The sequence below is a fragment of the Streptomyces sp. NBC_01261 genome, assembly GCF_036226385.1.
Lineage (GTDB): Bacteria > Actinomycetota > Actinomycetes > Streptomycetales > Streptomycetaceae > Streptomyces.
In genome coordinates, this window is sequence record NZ_CP108463.1 from 10,663,043 (window position 1) to 10,680,573 (window position 17,531).

Here is a 17,531-nt window from a genome sequence, read left to right on the forward strand (position 1 = left end):
CCACCAGAGACACCCGAGGCACCCCAAAACCCCTGCGCCACACGCCCCTTCACGTACGGAGCCCTCATGCCCTACGACGACCTCCGCGGCTTCCTGGACACCCTCGACAAGGAGAACCAGCTGCTGCGGATCACCGAACAGGTCCTTCCCGAACCGGACTTGGCCGCCGCCGCCAACGCGGCCGGACGCATCGGCGAAGGCGCTCCCGCCCTCTACTTCGACAACGTCAAGGGCTTCACGGATGCCCGTATCGCGATGAACGTCCACGGTTCCTGGCGCAACCACGCCCTCGCCCTCGGACTGCCCCCGGACACCTCCGTGCGCGAGCAGGTCGAGGAGTTCGCCCGCCGCTGGGACGCCTTCCCGGTCGCACCGGAGCGCCGCGAGGACGCGCCCTGGCGGGAGAACGCCCAACAGGGCGCCGACATCGACCTGTTCAAGGTCCTCCCGCTGTTCCGGCTCAACGACGGCGACGGCGGTTTCTACCTCGACAAGGCCGCCGTGGTCTCCCGCGACCCGCGCGACCCGGAGCACTTCGGCAAGCAGAACGTCGGCACGTACCGCATCGAGGTCATCGGCCGCGACCGCCTCGCCCTCCAGCCCGTCCCCATGCACGACGTGGCCCAACACCTGCACGCAGCCGAGGAGTTGGGTGAAGACCTCCCCATCGCGATCACCCTCGGCAACGACCCCGTCATCACGATCGTCGCCGGCACGCCGATGGGCTACGACCAGTCCGAGTACGAGATGGCCGGCGCCCTGCGCGGAGCCCCCGCACCCATCGCCACCGCGCCCCTCACCGGCTTCGACGTCCCCTGGGGTTCCGAGGTCGTCATCGAGGGCGTGGTCGAGAGCCGCAAGCGCCGGATCGAGGGGCCCTTCGGCGAGTTCACCGGCCACTACTCCGGCGGCCGACGCATGCCGACGATCCGCATCGACCGCGTCTCCTACCGCACGAACCCGGTCTTCGAGTCCCTCTACCTCGGCATGCCGTGGACCGAGGTCGACTACCTCGTCGGCCCCAACACCTGCGTCCCCCTCCTCAAGCAACTCCGCGCCGAATTCCCCGAGGTGCGGGCCGTCAACGCCATGTACACCCACGGCCTCGCGGTCATCGTCTCGACGAAGAAGCGCTACGGCGGCTTCGCCAAGGCGGTCGGCATGCGCGCGATGACCACCCCGCACGGCCTCGGCTACGTCACGCAGGTCATCGTCGTGGACGAGGACGTCGACCCGTTCGACCTGCCCCAGGTGATGTGGGCGATGTCCGCGAAGGTGAACCCCCAGGACGACGTGATCATCGTCCCCAACCTGTCGGTCATGGCCCTGGCACCGGCCGCCGACACCCCGGGAATCACCAGCAAGATGATCATCGACGCCACGACCCCGGTCGCACCGGACAACCGGGGCCACTTCGACACCCCGGTACGGGACCTGCCCGAGACCCCGGAGTGGGCCGACCGGCTGCGCGCCCTCATCGCCGCCCGATAAGAACCCGCGGAACCGACCTCAGGAGTCACCCGTCATGATCTGCCCCCGCTGCGCCCACGACACGGTCGACACCGTGACCACCTCGCCGGTCCCCGGCGTGTGGGACGTACTCCAATGCGCCCGCTGCCTCTACATGTGGCGCACCACCGAACCCGACCGCCGCACCCGGCGCGAGGCGTACCCCGTCGAGTTCCGCATGACGCGGGCCGACATCGACGCGGCGCCGGAGGTGCCTGTCGTACCGCCACTGGTCGTCCGCTGAGCGACTTGGCGCGAGGCCGGGTCAGATGGCCAGGATCGCGCGCACCCGCTTGCCGCCCCCGGTGAGCGGGGTGACGTCGAAGCGGTGGGCCAGGCAGCGGACCATGGCCAGGCCGCGTCCGCTCTCGCCCTCGGCCGTCATCGGCCGCACGCGGGGCGGGGCCGGGTTGTCGTCGTAGACCTCGACCGTGACGCGCTCGTCGGACAGTTGGAGGCGCAGCCGGCACTCGCCGCGGCCGTGCTCGGTCGCGTTGGCGACGAGTTCGGACACGATCAGGGTCGCGTCGTCGATCTGCTCCGCGTCCACCCGTGCCAGTTGATGGCGGGAACGCGCGAGGAACTCCGAGGTCAGCTTCCGTGCCTGACCCGCCGACGCGGCCTCGTCGGGCAGCAGGTACTCCACGCGTACGGAACGCCTATGGGTACGCCGATGCGTACGCATGGCGAATCACTTCCCCTCCTAGGACAACCCGGTATCCCCGCGGCGCCACCGCACCGGGGCCGCCGCAGATCTTGCGCGGCCGGTCCTACACAGTTCACTTGCCCTGAGTCCGTGATCGGCAACCAGGCGGCGACAGATGGTTGCCGACTGGTTTTCGTCGATCAGGAAATGTCCGTTCTCGGACTCAATTGGGTAAAGCGCCGGGCACGTCGAGGGGATTGCCTGGCAACCTGTCGATGTCCAAAGGTGGGGGAGGGGCCCCTGCGGAAGGCGGCTCCCGAAAGCCGCGACGCCCTTGGAGTGGACCATGGCCGCAGCGAAGCCGCAGCGCAGTCTTTCCGTGCTGACCTGGCTGCCCGCCGCGGTGATGGCGGTGGTGGCGGTCGGGGACGTCGTCACGGGCCCCGGACTCGGCTTCCTGCCACTGGCCTCCCTCGGCCCGGCCTTCGCCGGGCTCGTCGGCGGCTGGCGCCGTACCGCGTGGTTCGGCGCGGCGGCCCTCGCCCTGTGCGTCGGACTCGGTCTCTACGACGGCCTGTTCCAGGAACGCCGGGGCTTCCTGGCGATGGTGTCGGTGGTGGGCGTGACCGGCGCGGGCATCGCCGCCGCCGTGATGCGAGGCCGCCGCGAGGCCGAACTCGCCAGCGTGCGCTCCATCGCGGAGGTCGCGCAGCGAGTTCTCCTTCGGCCCGTGCCCCTGACCGCGGGACCCCTCCAGGCGGCGGTGTCGTACACCTCGGCCGTCGCGGAAGCGCGCATCGGCGGCGACCTGTACGAGGTGGTCGCCTCGCCGCACGGCGTGCGGGTGATCGTCGGCGACGTACAGGGCAAGGGGCTGGCCGCCGTGGAGACGGCCGCCGTGGTGCTCGGCGCGTTCCGCGAGGCCGCGCACGACGAACCCGACCTCGTCGGACTCGGCGAGCGCCTGGAACGCAGCGTCTCCCGCGTGCTGTCCGACGAGAAGTTCGTGACCGCCGTCCTCGCCGAGATCGGCACGGACCACGAGGTGCTCTTCCTCAACTACGGCCACCCGCCTGCGATGGTCGTCCGCCGCGACGGCACCGCCGACTTCCCCGCACCGCCCTCCTACGCCCCGCCGCTCGGCCTGGGCGGTGCGCAGGGCAGCGAGAGCCCGAAGCCGTTCTCCGTGCGCTTCGCGCCGGGTGAGCAACTGCTGCTGTACACCGACGGCGTCACCGAGGCCCGCGACGGCCGCGGCACCTTCTATCCGCTGGGCGAGCGGGCGCACCTGCTGAAGGAGCCCGACGCGCAGAGCGCCCTGGACTCCCTGCGCGAGGACCTGGTCCGGCACACGGCCGGACCGCTCCACGACGACGCGGCGATGCTCCTGCTGCGCTACCACGGCCATGCGTCCACGACGGAGGACGCGTCACCCCTCCGGTGAACCCGGGAGGTCCTGGGCGGCGACAGTGATCGGCTCATTTGCTTGTTTCGTCAATCAAGTAAACTGGTGGCATGACCACGCCCGAGCAGCCACTGCGCCCCATGAGTCCGCACGAGGAGGAGCTGGTGCGTGAACTCGCGCGGGTGATGCTCGTGCTGCCCCGGGCCGTCGACGCCGACATGGTGCGGGAGCAGCGCCTGCCGCTGTCCGAGTACACGACCCTCATGCATCTGTCGGAGGCGACGGACCGGCGTATGCGCATGAGCGAGCTGGCCTCCGTCTGCAGCCTCTCGCTGAGCGGCATGACCCGCGTCGTCACCCGTCTGGAGACCCAGGGGCTGGTCGGACGCGAGCGGTGCGCCGAGGACGCCCGGGGCTGGAACGCCGTCCTCACCGACCAGGGCCTCGCCCGCCTCCAGGAGGCATGGCCCGCCCATCTGTCCAGCGTCCGGCGCCATGTCCTCGACCACGTCGACGCCGACGACCTGACCCGGCTCCTCGGCGTGATGCGCCGTATCGCCACCTGACCCACCGAGCGGAACCAAGGAGTACGAGATGACCGCCCCGACCACCCCCTTCGCCATCACCCTCGGCCTGGACACGTTCGGTGACGTCACGAACGACGCCGACGGCACGCCGCTGACCCACGGCCAGGCCATCCGCCGTCTCGTCGAGGAAGGTGTCCTCGCCGACCGGGCCGGCGTCGACCACTTCGGCATCGGCGAGCACCACACCGAGTCGATGCCTCTGTCGGCCGCCGACGTCGTCCTCGCGGCCATCGCCGCGCGCACCGAGCGGATCCGCCTCAACTCGGCCGTGACGGTGATCAGTTCGGACGACCCGGTCCGCGTCTTCCAGCGCTACGCCACCCTCGACGCCGTCTCCGCGGGCCGCGCCGAGGTCATCCTCGGCAGAGGGTCGAGCACCGAGTCCTTCCCGCTCTTCGGCTACGACCTGAACGACTACGAGGAGCTGTTCGAGGAGAAGGTCGCCCTCTTCGCCGAACTCCTCAAGGAGAAGCCCGTCACCTGGTCCGGCACTACGCGTGCCGCCCTCGACGGAGTCTCCGTCTACCCGCACAGCGAGACGGGCTCGATCCCCACCTGGATCGGCGTCGGCGGCAGCCCCCAGTCGGTGATCCGCACCGCCCAGTACGGGTTCTCCCTGATGCTGGCGATCATCGGCGGGGACGTGGCCCGCTTCGCCCCGTTCTCCGAGCTCTTCCGGCGGGCGCTGGCGGAGTTCGGGCACCCCGCGCGGCCCATCGGCGTGCACGCGCCCGGCCATGTCGCGGCCACCGACGAACAGGCGGTGGAGGAGTTCGTGCCGGCCTTCCAGCAGCTGATCGCGAGCGTGGCGCGGGAGCGCGGCTTCCGCACCCCGACCCGCGAGAGCCTCATGCGGGACGTCGGCCCCGGCGGCGCCCTGCACGTCGGATCGCCCGAGACCGTGGCCCGCAAGATCTCCGGCACCCTCAAGACCCTGGACGCGACCCGCTTCAACCTGAAGTACGGGATCACCGGAATGCCCCACGACACCCTCATGACCAACATCGAGCTCTACGGCACGAAGGTCGCGCCGCTGGTGCGCGAGATGATGCAGGACTGACGCGACGCCGCCTCGGGGGAGGCGGCGACACGCAGTCCGCCGAGCCGCTAGTGGTGGTAGCCGAAGTCGCGCGTGAACGACTTGAAGGTGTGGCTGAAGTACCAGGTGTCCTGGGCGATCCCGGAGCAGTTGTTGGCGCCCCCGGTGCCCACACAATTCCCGTTGTCGCGCTGAAGTGCCCAGAACGAGAGCGTGTTGATGCCCCGGGCGACGGCCCACTTCTTCACCGTGACCGCGTTCTGCGTGGTGAAGGTCTCCGCCGGGCCGAAGTCGTCGATGCCGGGCATCTCGGTGACGCCGATCGTCTTCCACAGCTTCGCCGGGTTCTTCTTCGGGTAGAGCGCGGCGAGTTGGGAGTGCAGGCCGGTCGCGGCGGTCTTGGTGTCCTCCGCCATGTCGTGGGTGGCGCCGTCGTAGTAGTCGAACGTCATGATGTTGACGACGTCCACGCGCGCGCCGTTGTCGACCGCGTTCTGCAGCAGGGCGACGCCGTTGGGCGCGAGACCGGTGGTGGTCGTGGGCAGCGTGTAGGAGAACTCCACGCTGCGGCCGGTGCGTTGGGCCCAGTGCTGCACCTTCGCGATCGCCTTGTTGCGGCGGTCGATACCGGCCGTGTTGTTGATGGAGTCGGCCTCGATGTCGAGGTCGATCCGGCTCACGCCGTAGGTCGTGACCAGGCTCTCGTAGACCTTCGCGATGGCGTCGACGTCGGTGCAGCTGTCGGCCAGTTCGGTGTTGGTGGTGTCCGCCGCGTAGCCGCCGAAGGACGGGATGACGTTGCCGCCGCGCGCCTGGATCGTCGCGATGTCCTTGCCGAAGGTGGACTTCGCGATCGGCTGAGCGGGCAGGCCGTTCCAGTACGCCGAGCACGAACCGGCCGCCTCGGTCTGCAGGAAGGCCATCGTCAGGTACTTGTTCCCGGACGCGGCGGCCAGCGCCGCCGGGCTCTCACCGGTCCACGCCTCGAAGTACGGCGCCGCGACATGGTCGGGCATGGGCGGCACGCGGTGCGTCGCACTCGCGCCACCCCCGCCGAGCCCGACAAGCCCCGCGGACAAGGCGGTTACGGCCGCGCAGGACAGCGACGCGCGAAGAGGCCCAGGTCGTCTCATTGACGCTCCCATGCTGAGAGGAGAGAAGCCGCCCCTGACCGGGACGAACAGCGACCATATTTGGACTAGACCAATCACCTGTCAAGGTTCTTGACCGTGAACTGACCGTGTCGGCGCGGGAATTCGGCGAGGGGTGACCTGGGAGCTGGGAGTGTCACGCGCCAAGCCGCTTTTCAACGGTTCGGCAAACCCATTGGTTCGGACGCAGCGCGGGTCGGTGACGACGGCTGACAGGTCCGTTCCCGCCCGGAGCAGTCCTACGGTCCGTAGCGCGATCCCGTCGAGACGTGCGCGCAGGACACGCTGGGCCTCTTCCGCGCCGTCGAGCTGACGCAGGGAACCCACGATCTCGCGCACCGCCGGAATGCCGTAACCGGTACTGCGGAGGGCCGCGACGATGCGTGCCGTCCTGATGGCGGAGAGGTCGTAGCGGCGTGCCTGGAGGGAGGTGACGCGCTCGGGGGTGACGAGTCCTTCCTGTTCCCAGAAGCGCAGGGTCGAGGGGCGCACGCCGAGTGCTCTGGAGAGTTCGGTGATCGTCATCGCGTCGCTGTCCTGCTCGGAGGCCTGCTCGAACTCCGGTGTGTCCGCCTCGGCTTGGATCGCTCGCAACGCCCGTTGGGCACGCAGAGCCTCCTCGCGCTCGTGCGCGAGCCGCACATGGACCTCGTTGATCGCCGAGGCCGCCTCAGCGATCGTCCTCGTGCGCAGTTCCGCGAGCAACTTCCTTGCCACGACCGGCCCTACAGCACCCGCGATGCCTCGATAGGCGCGAAGTGCGTGGACGTGCAGCGGTGCGTAGGAACGGTATCCGTTGCTCGACCGGGCCGCCGGAGGGATGACGCCCAGCCGCTCCAGGTCGCGCACCTGTTGTACCGAGTATCCCGACTCGCGCGCGACATCGGCGGTCCTGAGCGTCTCCTGTCGCGGACCACTCGTCGGCTCACCCATCGCCCAACCCCACATGAGCACTTGAAGGTCATGCTTGAACCATGAGTATGGAACAGATCATCGCGACCGTACGAGACCTCACCGGCGCGCTCGTGCTCGTACCGGAACCAGGCAGCGCGTTTCCCGAACTCGCATGGGGAGACGCCTTCTTCTACTACGCCCCCGACGGCCAACTCCCGCGGCACGTCCAGCCGTACGCCACCGTCGTCACCAAGGACTACCCCGACGACACCGCGTCCGACCTCGACCCTCCGGGGCGTTGGCGCGTGAACGTCCACGTCGGCCGGGCGGCGTTCCGCGAACTCACGGGGGAGGAGCAGCCGCACAGCCTCGATCGGTCCCACGATTTCGCGGCCACCGACACCGTGCTGCCGCACCCGGTGTACGGGGCGCTCGGCTGGATCTGCGTCGTCAACCCCGGTGTGAAGACGGGGGAGTTGGTCGTGGAGTTGTTGCGGGGCGCACATGCCGACGCCCGTGCCGGATTCGCGCGGCGTATCCCCTGAACACTCCTGGAGCACCCCTTGAACCTCTCTGCCCCAACGGGCAGTTGTAGTGGATCCGCGGCGCGAATCATTGCCCCGGAAGACCTGGTGGGAGCATCCGGCCTGCGGTTACACAACGGTGATCACGATGTCAGGCCGGCCAGGAAGTGAGCACGTGCACGCCCGAGATGAAGTCCGACCGAAGGGCGCCGGAGCCCGGCGTACCTCGGTGAACGCCCCCGCAGTCAGCCCTGTCAACACCGTCACGCCTTCGCACGAGTTGCTGTCGCTCCAGGGCAAGGCGGGCAACGCCGGGGTCGTACGGATGCTCGGCCAAGGGGGCCACTCCTGGGCCGGAAGGGCGGGCGAGCCCGGTTCGACCGTGCAGCGGGCGGTGGTTCAGCGGAACAAGTTGTCGCACGGGAACATCTCGTTCACCAACGTGTCGCTCAAGTACCCGGAATCGCAGGGGAAGGCCACGCGGGTCCTGGAGCTTCTCTCCTCCAACAGCAAGGTCAAGTCCTTTCTCGGCGACCGGAGTTGCCGGATCACGCTGGAGAAGCGGACGACGGAGGCGCCGGCCAACGTGGTCGACAAGGGGGCCGAGGGCGTCTTCGTCACGCTGGCCTCGTACTACCTGGAGAACTACGACATCGGCTACATCGTGGGCATGCTGTGCCATGAGTTCGGCATGCATCCGATGGCCCAGGCCGCCCCCAACATGAGCGAGGAGGAGGAGAACTTCCGGGGCATGCCGTACCCGGTGCCGGGCCTTGAGGGGAAGGAGGTTCCCGACGGAGTCGCGTCGATGAACTCCGACACCGCCCAGCAGGCCGACCACGTGCTCGGCGTCATCCCCGGAAGCCCGCGGTACACCGTCTACCGTGACGTCACCCTGGAGATGGCGGACCTGCTGCTCCGGGACGTGCGCAACAAGGAGGAAGGCGCCCGGGAGCAGGACGTCACCGACCTGATCGACTGCTTCCTCATGGACGTGGCGTCGATCGCCGCGACGAACGACGACCGTAAGCGCGGTATGCCGCTCCTGGGCAACAGCGAGGGCGAGACGATCCGCAAGGACATCGCCGCGGTGTACAACGCCTACAAGGCCCGCCTCTCCCAGGACCTGCCCTTGGAACGCCGGCCCATCAAGCCCCTGTTCCCGCCGGAGAAGACCCCGGAAGCCGTCAAGGCCGACTTCAACACGCTCCTCAAGCGCATCGCCAAGGGGAAGATGTGGGCCTGGAGCATCGACAACAGCGGGTGAGGCCGACGTCGGTCGGAAAGGCGTCGGCCGGCGAGCGGTGCGCACCGGATTCGTACGGTCCGGGCTGTCCGGAGTATCGGACATCGCGCATGCTCACTGTTACGATTCAGTAGCGTTCGCCGCTCAGTCGACGCCCCGCAATCGCTCCGCGATCAGGACTGCCCGAGACCTTCCCCAGGAGACTCCCATGGCGCGCAGTACCGGCCGCGTGACGGCGACCGACGTCGCCAAGGAGGCGGGGGTCTCGCAGACCACGGTCAGCTATGTGCTGAACGACGTGTCGCACCAGAAGATCTCCGACCGGACCCGGCGCAAGGTGCTCGACGCGGTGGAGAAGCTGGGCTACGAACCTTCGGCCGCCGCACGCGCCCTGCGTCTGGGCCGCAGCGATCTCGTGCTGCTGTTCCTTCCGGACGTTCCCGTCGGCGGCACCCTGACCGCCCTGGTCGAACTGCTCGGCGACGAACTGGAGCGGCACGGCCTGAACCTCGTCACCCGACGCGAGCGGCACGCCCCGCTGAAGTCGCTGTGGCGTGAGCTGATGCCGGCCGCCGTGATGACGGCCTTCGATGTCGGCGCCGACGACGTGGCCAGCATGCGCGCGGCCGGTATCCACGTGGTCAGCGCCGGGATGGGCCCCGCGGTCGCCCCGGGTGTCCTGACCGTGCCCCAGACCCTGATCGGCGCGATGCAGGTCGAGCGGCTCGCGGCGACGGGACACACGCGCATCGGCTACGCGGCCCCCGGGGACGCCCGGCTCCGGGACTTCCTGGACCTGCGGCTCGACGGCGCCCGTACCGCCTGCGCCGAGCGCGGACTTGAGCCGCCGGTCGTGCTGGACGTGCCCCTCGACATCTCGGCGGCGGCCGCCGCGGCCGAGCAGTGGCACGCGGCCGTGCCCGCCGTCACGGGAGTGTGCGCCTACAACGACGAGACGGCCTTCGCCCTCCTCGCGGGGATGCGCCGGGTCGGCCTCGCCGCCCCCGGCGACCTGGCCGTGATCGGCGTCGACAACGACAAGTTGGCCCCGTTCGCGGTACCGCCGCTGACCACGATCGACAACAACCTCGATGTCGCCGTGGGCCGCATCGCCCGCATGATCGTCAACGGTGTGACCGGCCAGTCCCAGCCACCGGCACCCCAGGTGACCCCGCTGACGCTGGTCGTCCGCGAGTCCGCCTGACCCAGGCCGGTGTGACCAGGGCGTCTTCGGCCGACCGCGGGTAGGCCCGGCTCCCGGCGCGCGACAGCGCGGACTCCCCGCGTGCCCTGGCCCCGGCTCCCCGTGCCCCATGGCTCCACCGTCCGTCGCCGTTCGTCCGGAATCCCCCTTTCCAAAAAGCTGCTGCACGGCCCTTGTGGTCCTCCAGGCGCGGGGCTACGTTACGCATACGTTTCACTTGTACGTATCAGTGGCTGATTTCGGACCCACCGAAAAACGGTGGACATATAGCCCCTTCCGCCAGGAACGGCTGACCGCCAAGAACGGTCCAGGCCGCGTCAGGACCTGGTTTCCCACTTCCTCCGAGGCCCTTGAGGGCGGCTCGCCGCGCGATGCCGTCCGGTCAACCACTCACCAGCGGAGCACCCATGCGAAGAATCGCGCTGACCGCCGTATCGGCTGTCCTGATGTTGTCCGCGGCAGCCTGCGGCTCGGGATCGGGTTCCGGCTCGGGCAAGGCGGCCACCGGCGGCACCCTGACCCTGGCCCCCCTGGTCGCGGCCCAGCCGTGGGATCTGGCCGACGCCGGTCTCGGCAACAACACGCAGTACTACCAGCCCGTATACGACTCGCTGCTCCGGCTGTCCCCGACCGCCGAGGTCAAGCCCAACCTGGCGACCAAGTGGTCGTACAACGCGGCCCGCACGGTCCTCACGATGACCCTGCGCACCGGCGTGAAGTTCACCGACGGCACCGCGCTGGACGCGACGGCGGTCAAGATCAACCTGCTGCACACCGAGAAGGGCACCAGCGAGGCCGCGGGCCAGCTCAAGGGCATCACCGGCGTCAACGTCGTCAACGCCAGCACGGTCGCGATCGAACTCTCCGCCCCCGACCCGTCGTTGGTGCCGAACCTCGGCAACGTGGCCGGCATGATCGCCAGCCCCAAGGCCATCGCCGCGGGCACGATCAAGACCACCCCGGTGGGATCGGGACCGTACACCCTGGACAAGTCCGCCACCACGGACGGCAGTACGTACACCTTCGTGCGCAACCAGGGCTACTGGAACAAGGCCGCCTTCCCCTTCGACAAGATCGTCCTCAAGCCGCTGACCGACCCGACCGCCGTGCTCAACGCGCTGCGCTCCGGGCAGGTCAACGGCGCGCTGCTGGCCAGCGCCAAGAACGTCGCGCCGGCCAAGAGCAGCGGACTGACCGTCACCAAGTACACCTCCGGTGACGTCGAGGGCGTCTACATCTGGGACCGCGAAGGGAAGATCGTCAAGGCGCTCGGCGACGTCCGGGTGCGCCAGGCCCTGAACTACGCCTTCGACCGCTCCACGATCGTCAGGACGGCGAAGCAGGGACTGGGCAAGGCGACGACCCAGATCTTCAACCCGGGCGGCTCGGCCTTCGACAGCTCGCTCGACTCCACGTACTCCTACGACCCCGCGAAGGCCAAGCAGTTGCTGGCCGAGGCCGGCTATCCGCACGGCTTCTCGGTGACCGTCCCGGACGTGTCGTCGGTCTTCCCGGACCAACAGGCCGCCATGGTGCAGCAGTTGGAGGACATCGGGATCAAGGTCAAGGTCGACAAGATCCCGGTCACGCAGTTCGTCAGCGCCCTCCTCGCGGGCAAGTACCCGCTGTCGTACATGACGTTGGCCTCCTTCCGACCCTGGGACACCATCCAGATCGAGGTCGCGAAGAGCGCGCTGTGGAACCCGCTGCACAGCTCCGACCCGAAGGTCACCGACCTCATCACCAAGGCGCAGTCCGCGACCGGTGCCGTCCAGGACGCGCTGTTCAAGCAGCTCAACACCTACCTCGTCGACCAGGCGTGGAACGCGCCCTGGGACTCCGTGGAGAACACCTACGCCACGACCAAGAACGTCACCTTCACACCGCAGACGTTCGCCGCCGTCCCGCCGATCTACAACTTCAAGCCCGCTGGCTGACCGGGAGCCGGACCGGGCGGGAGCAGTGACACGGCTTCCGCCCGGCCGCCGATGAACTCCGGTCAGGGAGAGGCAAGGTGGAGAGACAGATGATCGTTTTCTTGGTCCGGCGCATCGTCGCCGGGCTGGTCCTGGTCCTGGTCATCGCGACCACGACCTTCGCGCTGATGGGCCTCACCGGCTCCGACCCGGTCCGCCAGATCGTCGGGCAGACCGCCACCCAGCAGCAGGTGACCGCCAAGTCCGCCGAACTCGGGCTCGACCAGCCCTTCGTGGTCCGCTACGGCCACTGGCTCGCGGACGCGGTGCACGGCAACCTCGGCAGCTCGTGGTTCAGCGGCGAGTCCGTGACGAGTTCGCTTGAGAACAGACTGCCGGTCACCCTGTCGATCGTGCTGGCAGCCCTCCTGGTGTCGGCCGTTCTGAGCACGGTGCTGGGCGTGGCCGCCGCGGTCCGCCGGGGCGCCCTGGACCAACTGGTGCAACTGCTCGCGGTGTTGGGGTTCGCCGTACCCAGCTTCCTGGTCGCCCTGGTGTTCGCCGTCGTGATCGGCGTCGACCTGGGCTGGCTGCCGGCGACCGGCTATGTGCCGCTGGCGGACTCGGCGGGCGGCTGGCTCCGGTCGATCACGCTGCCCGCGCTGTCGCTCTCCGTCGGAGCGATCGCCGCCACCGCCCAACAGGTACGCGGCTCCATGGTCGACGTCCTGCGCGCCGACTACGTACGCACCCTCCGCAGCCGTGGCATCGGCGAGCGCAGCCTGCTGTTCCGGCACGCCCTGCGCAACGCCGCCCCGGCCGCGCTGACCGTGCTGGCCCTGCAGTTCATCGGCCTGGTCGGTGGCGCGGTGGTCGTCGAGAAGGTCTTCGGCCTCAACGGGATCGGCAGTCAGGCGACCAGCGCCGGCTCGCAGGGCGACACCCCGGTGGTCATGGGCGTCGTCGTGGTCATGGTCGCCCTCGTCGTGGTGGTCAACATCCTGATGGACCTCGCATACGGCTGGCTCAACCCGAAGGTGCGTGTCGGATGACGCTTCCCCAGTCCCAAGAGCCGGCGGGCGCGGTCGCCACGGCCGTAGCCGCGCGGGGACGGGCCGGACTCCCGCGCCGACTGCTGCGCGACCCGGTGGCCGTCACCTGCCTGATCCTCCTCGCCCTCATCTCCCTGGCCGGCCTGTTCGCACCGCTCCTCACCAGCCAGGACCCGGCCCACACCTCACTGACCGACAGCCTCGCCCCGATCAGCGGCACCCACCCGCTGGGCGGCGACGGCGTCGGCCGTGACGTCCTGGCCCGACTCCTCTACGGCGGCCGGACCAGCCTGCTCGGCGCGCTGCTCGCGGTGGCCGTCGCCGTGGCGATCGGCGTGCCCGCCGGTCTGGTGGCCGGGTACTACCGCAAGTGGTTCGACGCGGTGAGCAGTTGGGTGTCCAACCTGCTGATGGCCGTACCCGCGATCATCGTGCTGCTCGTCGTGATGTCCGCGGTGGGCCAGAACACCTACCTCGCCATGGCGGTCTTCGGCCTGCTGATGTCACCGGGCGTCTTCCGGCTGATCCGCGCCTCGGTGATCTCCGTACGCGAGGAGCTGTACGTCGACGCGGCACGGGTGTCCGGCCTGACGGACGCCCGGATCATCCGCCGGCACATCCTGCCCGTCGTGCAGGCGCCGACCATCATCCAGGCCGCCCAGATGCTCGGCCTCGGCATTGTCATCCAGTCCGGGCTCGAATTCCTCGGCCTGGGCTCGGCGACGCAGGCGAGCTGGGGCTCCATGCTCAACGACGCCTTCGGCAACATCTACACGAAGCCGGTCCTGATGGTCTGGCCCGGAGTGGCGCTCGCCGTGACCGTCGCCGCCTTCGGCCTGCTGGGCAACGCCCTGCGGGACGCGCTGGACGGGGGCGCGACCGGCGGGCGGAAGAAGTCGCGTGGCACTACGACCCGTAAGCCGGCCGCGGACAAGAAGGCACCGCCCGTCACAGTTGAGGCGGGTGAGACGGACGACGCCCTGCTCGTCCTGGAAGGCCTGACCGTCTCCTACCCGACGGCCCAGGGCGAGAAGACCGTCGTCGACGGCGTCTCCCTGACGGTCTACCGGGGCGAAGTCCTCGGACTGGTGGGGGAGTCCGGCTCGGGCAAGAGCCAAACCGCCTTCGCCGTCCTTGGATTGCTCCCCCGTGAAGCCCAAGTCACCACCGCCCGGCTGGAGTTCGACGGCACGGAACTGGGACGGCTCGGCCGCGCCGCGATGAACCGCTACCGCGGCCACCGCATCGCCTACGTCCCGCAGGAACCGATGTCCAACCTCGACCCCTCCTTCCGCATCGGCGCCCAACTGGTCGAACCGGTACGCCGACACCTCGGGCTGTCCGCGGCCGAGGCGAAGGCGAAGACCCTAGGCCTGCTGGAACGCGTCGGCATCTCCGACCCCGAACGGGTCTTCCGCGCCTATCCGCACCAGATCTCCGGCGGTATGGCGCAGCGCGTCCTCATCGCCGGCGCCGTGTCCTGCGAACCGGACCTGCTGATCGCCGACGAGCCGACCACCGCCCTCGACGTGACCGTGCAGGCCGAGGTGCTCGACCTGATGCGGTCCCTTCAGCGCGAGCGGAACATGGGCGTGATCCTGGTGACCCACGACTTCGGCGTGGTGGCCGACATCTGCGACCGCGTGACGGTGATGCGGACCGGCGCGGTCGTGGAGTCCGCACCCGTGGCGGAGTTGTTCGCCGCTCCGCGGCATCCCTACACCCGCATGCTCCTGTCCTCCACGCTGGAGGACGCCGAGCCGCGGTCCGCGCTGAGCCCGAGCCGCACCGTGTCGGCGAGCGCCGCGGGGGCCACGGACACCGCAGGCGTCACGAACGGCGCGGGCATCACGCACACCGGACGTCAGGAGGGTCCGGCATGACCGGGACATTGAACGGGGCCAAAAACGGAGCCATGAACGGGACGCCGGACAAGGAACTCCCGGCCGAACCCCTTCTGGTCGCCGACCAGTTGGTCGTGGAGTACCCGGCGAAAGGCCGGCGCAAGCCGCCGTTCCGGGTACTGAAGGGCGTGTCGATCACCATCGGCGCGGGCGAGACCCTCGGACTGGTCGGCGAGTCGGGATCGGGCAAGACCACACTGGGCCGCGCCGTCCTCGGACTGGCCCCGATCGCCTCCGGCACCGTCCGCTACGACGGCAAGGTCGTCTCGGGTCTCGGCGCGAAGGAACGCCGGGCGCTCAGCAGTGACATCCAGGTGGTGTTTCAGGACCCGTACACCTCCCTCAACCCGGCGATGACCGTGAACGACATCCTCAGCGAACCGCTGCGCGTCGCGGGAACCCCTCGGACGGAGGCCGAGAAGCGGGTGCGGGACCTGCTCGACCACGTACGGCTGCCCGCCGACGCCGGGGACCGGCTGCCGCGCGAGTTCTCCGGCGGGCAGCGCCAACGCATCGCCATCGCACGGGCGTTGTCCCGGGACCCGCGCGTCATCGTCTGCGACGAACCGGTCAGCGCACTGGACCTGTCGACCCAGGCCCGGGTACTGGACCTGTTCGTCGAGATCCAGGAACGCACCGGCGTCGCCTACCTCTTCGTCACCCACGACCTGTCCGTCGTCCGGCACATCAGCCACCGGGTGGCGGTGATGCGCGGCGGAGAGATCATCGAGACCGGCGACGCGGCCAACGTCACCACAGCACCTCAACACCCGTACACCCAGCGACTGTTGCTTGCCGCGCCGGTGCCGGACCCACAGCGGCAGGCGGAACGCCGGGCCGAGCGCCGACGGCTGGTGGCCGCCACGGCGAATTCTCCGGGCGACTCCACAGCCGTATCCACGACCGCCCCGACGTCGGGAGACCGAGCATGACCCTGCCCAACCCCGTCCTCCCCGGCTTCCACCCGGACCCCAGCATCACCCGCGTCGGCGACGACTACTACCTCGCCTGTTCCAGCTTCGAGTACCTCCCCGGCGTACCGCTGTTCCACAGCCGCGACCTGGTGCGGTGGGAGCAGATCGGCAACGTGGTCACCCGGCCCGGTCAGTTGGCGGTGGAGAAGGTCCCGACGCTCGGCGGGGCCTGGGCGCCCACCATCCGTTTCCACGACGGCCGCTTCTGGCTGGTCGTCACCGACGCGATGGGGCGCGGCAGCCTCATCTTCACCGCCGAACGGGCCGAGGGACCCTGGTCCGACGGCATTGTCATGCAAGGCGTGCCGGGCATCGACCCGGACCTCGCGTGGGACGCCGACGGCACCTGTTTCGTCACGTACTCGGGACTCCAACTCGACGGCGACCACGCCGGCGAGCACCTCGGCATCCAGCAGGTCCGCATGGACCTGGAGACGGGTCAAGCCCTCGAAGAACCCCGGTCGTTGTGGTCGGGCACGGGCCTGATGTTCCCCGAGGCGCCGCACCTCTACGAGATCGACGGCACCTGGTACCTCCTGATCGCCGAGGGAGGCACCGAGCGCGGGCACTCCGTGAGCATCGCCCGCGGCACCCGTCCCGACGGCCCCTTCGAAGGCGGCCCGGCCAACCCGGTGCTCAGCGCCCGCAGCACCGCCCGCCCGGTCCAGAACACCGGCCACGCCGACCTCGTGCGCACTCCCGACGGCGGCTGGGCGCTGTTCCTGCTGGGGATGCGGCCCGGTGGTCTGACGAGGGCGTTCTCTCCGATGGGCCGGGAGACATTCAGCACGACGCTGGAATGGGTTGACGGCTGGCCGGTGGTCCAGCCGGTCCAACTGACCCCGCCCACCGCACCGGTTGAGCACCACGAAGACTTCACCGGCGCCCAACTCGGCCCGGAATGGCTCTCCATACGGACACCGGCCGCCGACTGGTCCTCACTCACCGAACGACCGGCCCACCTCGTCATACATGCCGACGGCTCCACCATGGACGACCCGCGACCGCGGTTCGTCGGCCGCCGTCAGCAGCACCAGGCGGCCGTCTTCTCGGTCCGCGTGGACAGCGCCGGAGGAGTCGGCGGGCTGAGCCTGCGGATCGACGAACGGCATCACTACGACATCGAGGTGGGCGCCGGAATCGCCCGCGCCCGCGCTCGGGTGGGCGGGCTGTGTCAGACCTGGGAGCAGCAGATTCCCCCGGGGCCGGGACCGGTGACCGTACGGATCGAGACCGAGCCGGTGCGGGGCATGGGCCTCGACGCCCTGGGCCCCGACATGGTCCGCCTGTCCGTCGAGACCGACACCGACACCGACAGCGGACCGGTCGAACTCGCCGCACTCGACGGCCGCTACGTCTCCGCGGAGACCGCCGCGTCCTTCACCGGCCGAGTCGTCGGCATGTACGCCGCTGAAGGAGCCGTCGCCTTCCACCAGTTCAGGTACCGGGGCGAGGACTGACACCTTCGCCCCCTCCACGA

General features: G+C 69.5%; 15 protein-coding genes and 1 pseudogene. 13 read left to right on the forward strand and 3 right to left on the reverse strand.

The window, feature by feature from the left end; genetic code table 11:
• The first annotated feature begins 66 nt into the window (after positions 1–66).
• A complete protein-coding gene (locus tag OG226_RS47380; protein ID WP_329352693.1) occupies positions 67–1,491 on the forward strand; it encodes a non-oxidative hydroxyarylic acid decarboxylases subunit C in 1,425 nt (474 codons plus the stop codon).
• 34 nt (positions 1,492–1,525) lie between these two features.
• Complete coding sequence (locus OG226_RS47385; RefSeq protein WP_329352694.1) at positions 1,526–1,753, forward strand: non-oxidative hydroxyarylic acid decarboxylases subunit D; 228 nt, start codon at positions 1,526–1,528, stop codon at positions 1,751–1,753.
• 21 nt (positions 1,754–1,774) lie between these two features.
• Here the strand turns inward: OG226_RS47385 and OG226_RS47390 are convergent, their stop codons facing one another.
• Positions 1,775–2,194 carry an ATP-binding protein gene (locus OG226_RS47390; RefSeq protein WP_328685712.1) on the reverse strand — a complete coding sequence of 140 codons (420 nt, stop codon included), beginning with the start codon at positions 2,192–2,194 and terminating at the stop codon, positions 1,775–1,777.
• Positions 2,195–2,501: 307 nt separating this feature from the next.
• On the opposite strand from OG226_RS47390, the gene OG226_RS47395 reads away from it, so the two are divergent.
• From OG226_RS47395 to OG226_RS47405, 3 genes are all read left to right on the forward strand, one after another.
• Positions 2,502–3,599, forward strand: coding sequence for a PP2C family protein-serine/threonine phosphatase (locus tag OG226_RS47395; protein ID WP_329352695.1), 1,098 nt, complete (start codon positions 2,502–2,504; stop codon positions 3,597–3,599).
• Between the two features lie 71 nt (positions 3,600–3,670).
• Positions 3,671–4,126, forward strand: coding sequence for a MarR family winged helix-turn-helix transcriptional regulator (locus OG226_RS47400; RefSeq protein WP_328685714.1), 456 nt, complete (start codon positions 3,671–3,673; stop codon positions 4,124–4,126).
• A 28-nt stretch (positions 4,127–4,154) separates the two neighbouring features.
• Entirely contained in the window at positions 4,155–5,207 is a 1,053-nt protein-coding gene (locus OG226_RS47405; RefSeq protein ID WP_329352696.1) for an LLM class flavin-dependent oxidoreductase, read from the forward strand.
• A 71-nt stretch (positions 5,208–5,278) separates the two neighbouring features.
• On the opposite strand, the pseudogene OG226_RS47410 reads toward OG226_RS47405, so the two are convergent.
• Both OG226_RS47410 and OG226_RS47415 read right to left on the reverse strand, forming a co-directional pair.
• Positions 5,279–6,319 (reverse strand): annotated as a pseudogene (locus OG226_RS47410) (chitinase); the annotation flags it as partial.
• Between the two features lie 81 nt (positions 6,320–6,400).
• Positions 6,401–7,270, reverse strand: a complete 870-nt coding sequence (locus OG226_RS47415; protein WP_329352697.1) for a MerR family transcriptional regulator — start codon at positions 7,268–7,270, stop codon at positions 6,401–6,403.
• Positions 7,271–7,317: 47 nt separating this feature from the next.
• Here OG226_RS47415 and OG226_RS47420 point away from each other — a divergent pair, with 47 nt between their 5' ends.
• The 8 genes from OG226_RS47420 to OG226_RS47455 all read left to right on the forward strand — a co-directional run bounded on the left by OG226_RS47420 (position 7,318) and on the right by OG226_RS47455 (position 17,511).
• On the forward strand, positions 7,318–7,776 hold the full coding sequence (locus OG226_RS47420) for a DUF6194 family protein (RefSeq protein WP_328686634.1): 459 nt from the start codon (positions 7,318–7,320) through the stop codon (positions 7,774–7,776).
• 208 nt (positions 7,777–7,984) lie between these two features.
• Positions 7,985–9,022 carry a hypothetical protein gene (locus OG226_RS47425; protein WP_329352698.1) on the forward strand — a complete coding sequence of 346 codons (1,038 nt, stop codon included), beginning with the start codon at positions 7,985–7,987 and terminating at the stop codon, positions 9,020–9,022.
• A gap of 187 nt (positions 9,023–9,209) precedes the next feature.
• On the forward strand, positions 9,210–10,205 hold the full coding sequence (locus tag OG226_RS47430; protein ID WP_328685718.1) for a LacI family DNA-binding transcriptional regulator: 996 nt from the start codon (positions 9,210–9,212) through the stop codon (positions 10,203–10,205).
• Between the two features lie 407 nt (positions 10,206–10,612).
• Positions 10,613–12,142: an ABC transporter substrate-binding protein gene (locus OG226_RS47435; RefSeq protein ID WP_329352699.1), complete on the forward strand. Its 1,530-nt coding sequence runs from the start codon at positions 10,613–10,615 to the stop codon at positions 12,140–12,142.
• 89 nt (positions 12,143–12,231) lie between these two features.
• The gene (locus OG226_RS47440; protein WP_328685720.1) at positions 12,232–13,173 is read left to right on the forward strand and encodes an ABC transporter permease; all 942 of its coding nucleotides are present in this window, start codon (positions 12,232–12,234) and stop codon (positions 13,171–13,173) included.
• Positions 13,170–15,056 carry a dipeptide/oligopeptide/nickel ABC transporter permease/ATP-binding protein gene (locus OG226_RS47445; RefSeq protein ID WP_329352700.1) on the forward strand — a complete coding sequence of 629 codons (1,887 nt, stop codon included), beginning with the start codon at positions 13,170–13,172 and terminating at the stop codon, positions 15,054–15,056. Before OG226_RS47440 ends, OG226_RS47445 begins: the two co-directional genes overlap by 4 nt.
• Positions 15,057–15,088: 32 nt before the next feature.
• Entirely contained in the window at positions 15,089–16,009 is a 921-nt protein-coding gene (locus OG226_RS47450; RefSeq protein ID WP_329353719.1) for an ABC transporter ATP-binding protein, read from the forward strand.
• Positions 16,006–17,511 (forward strand): glycoside hydrolase family 43 protein, encoded by a 1,506-nt coding sequence (locus OG226_RS47455; RefSeq protein ID WP_329352701.1) that lies wholly within the window; start codon positions 16,006–16,008, stop codon positions 17,509–17,511. Before OG226_RS47450 ends, OG226_RS47455 begins: the two co-directional genes overlap by 4 nt.
• The last annotated feature ends 20 nt before the right edge of the window (positions 17,512–17,531 follow it).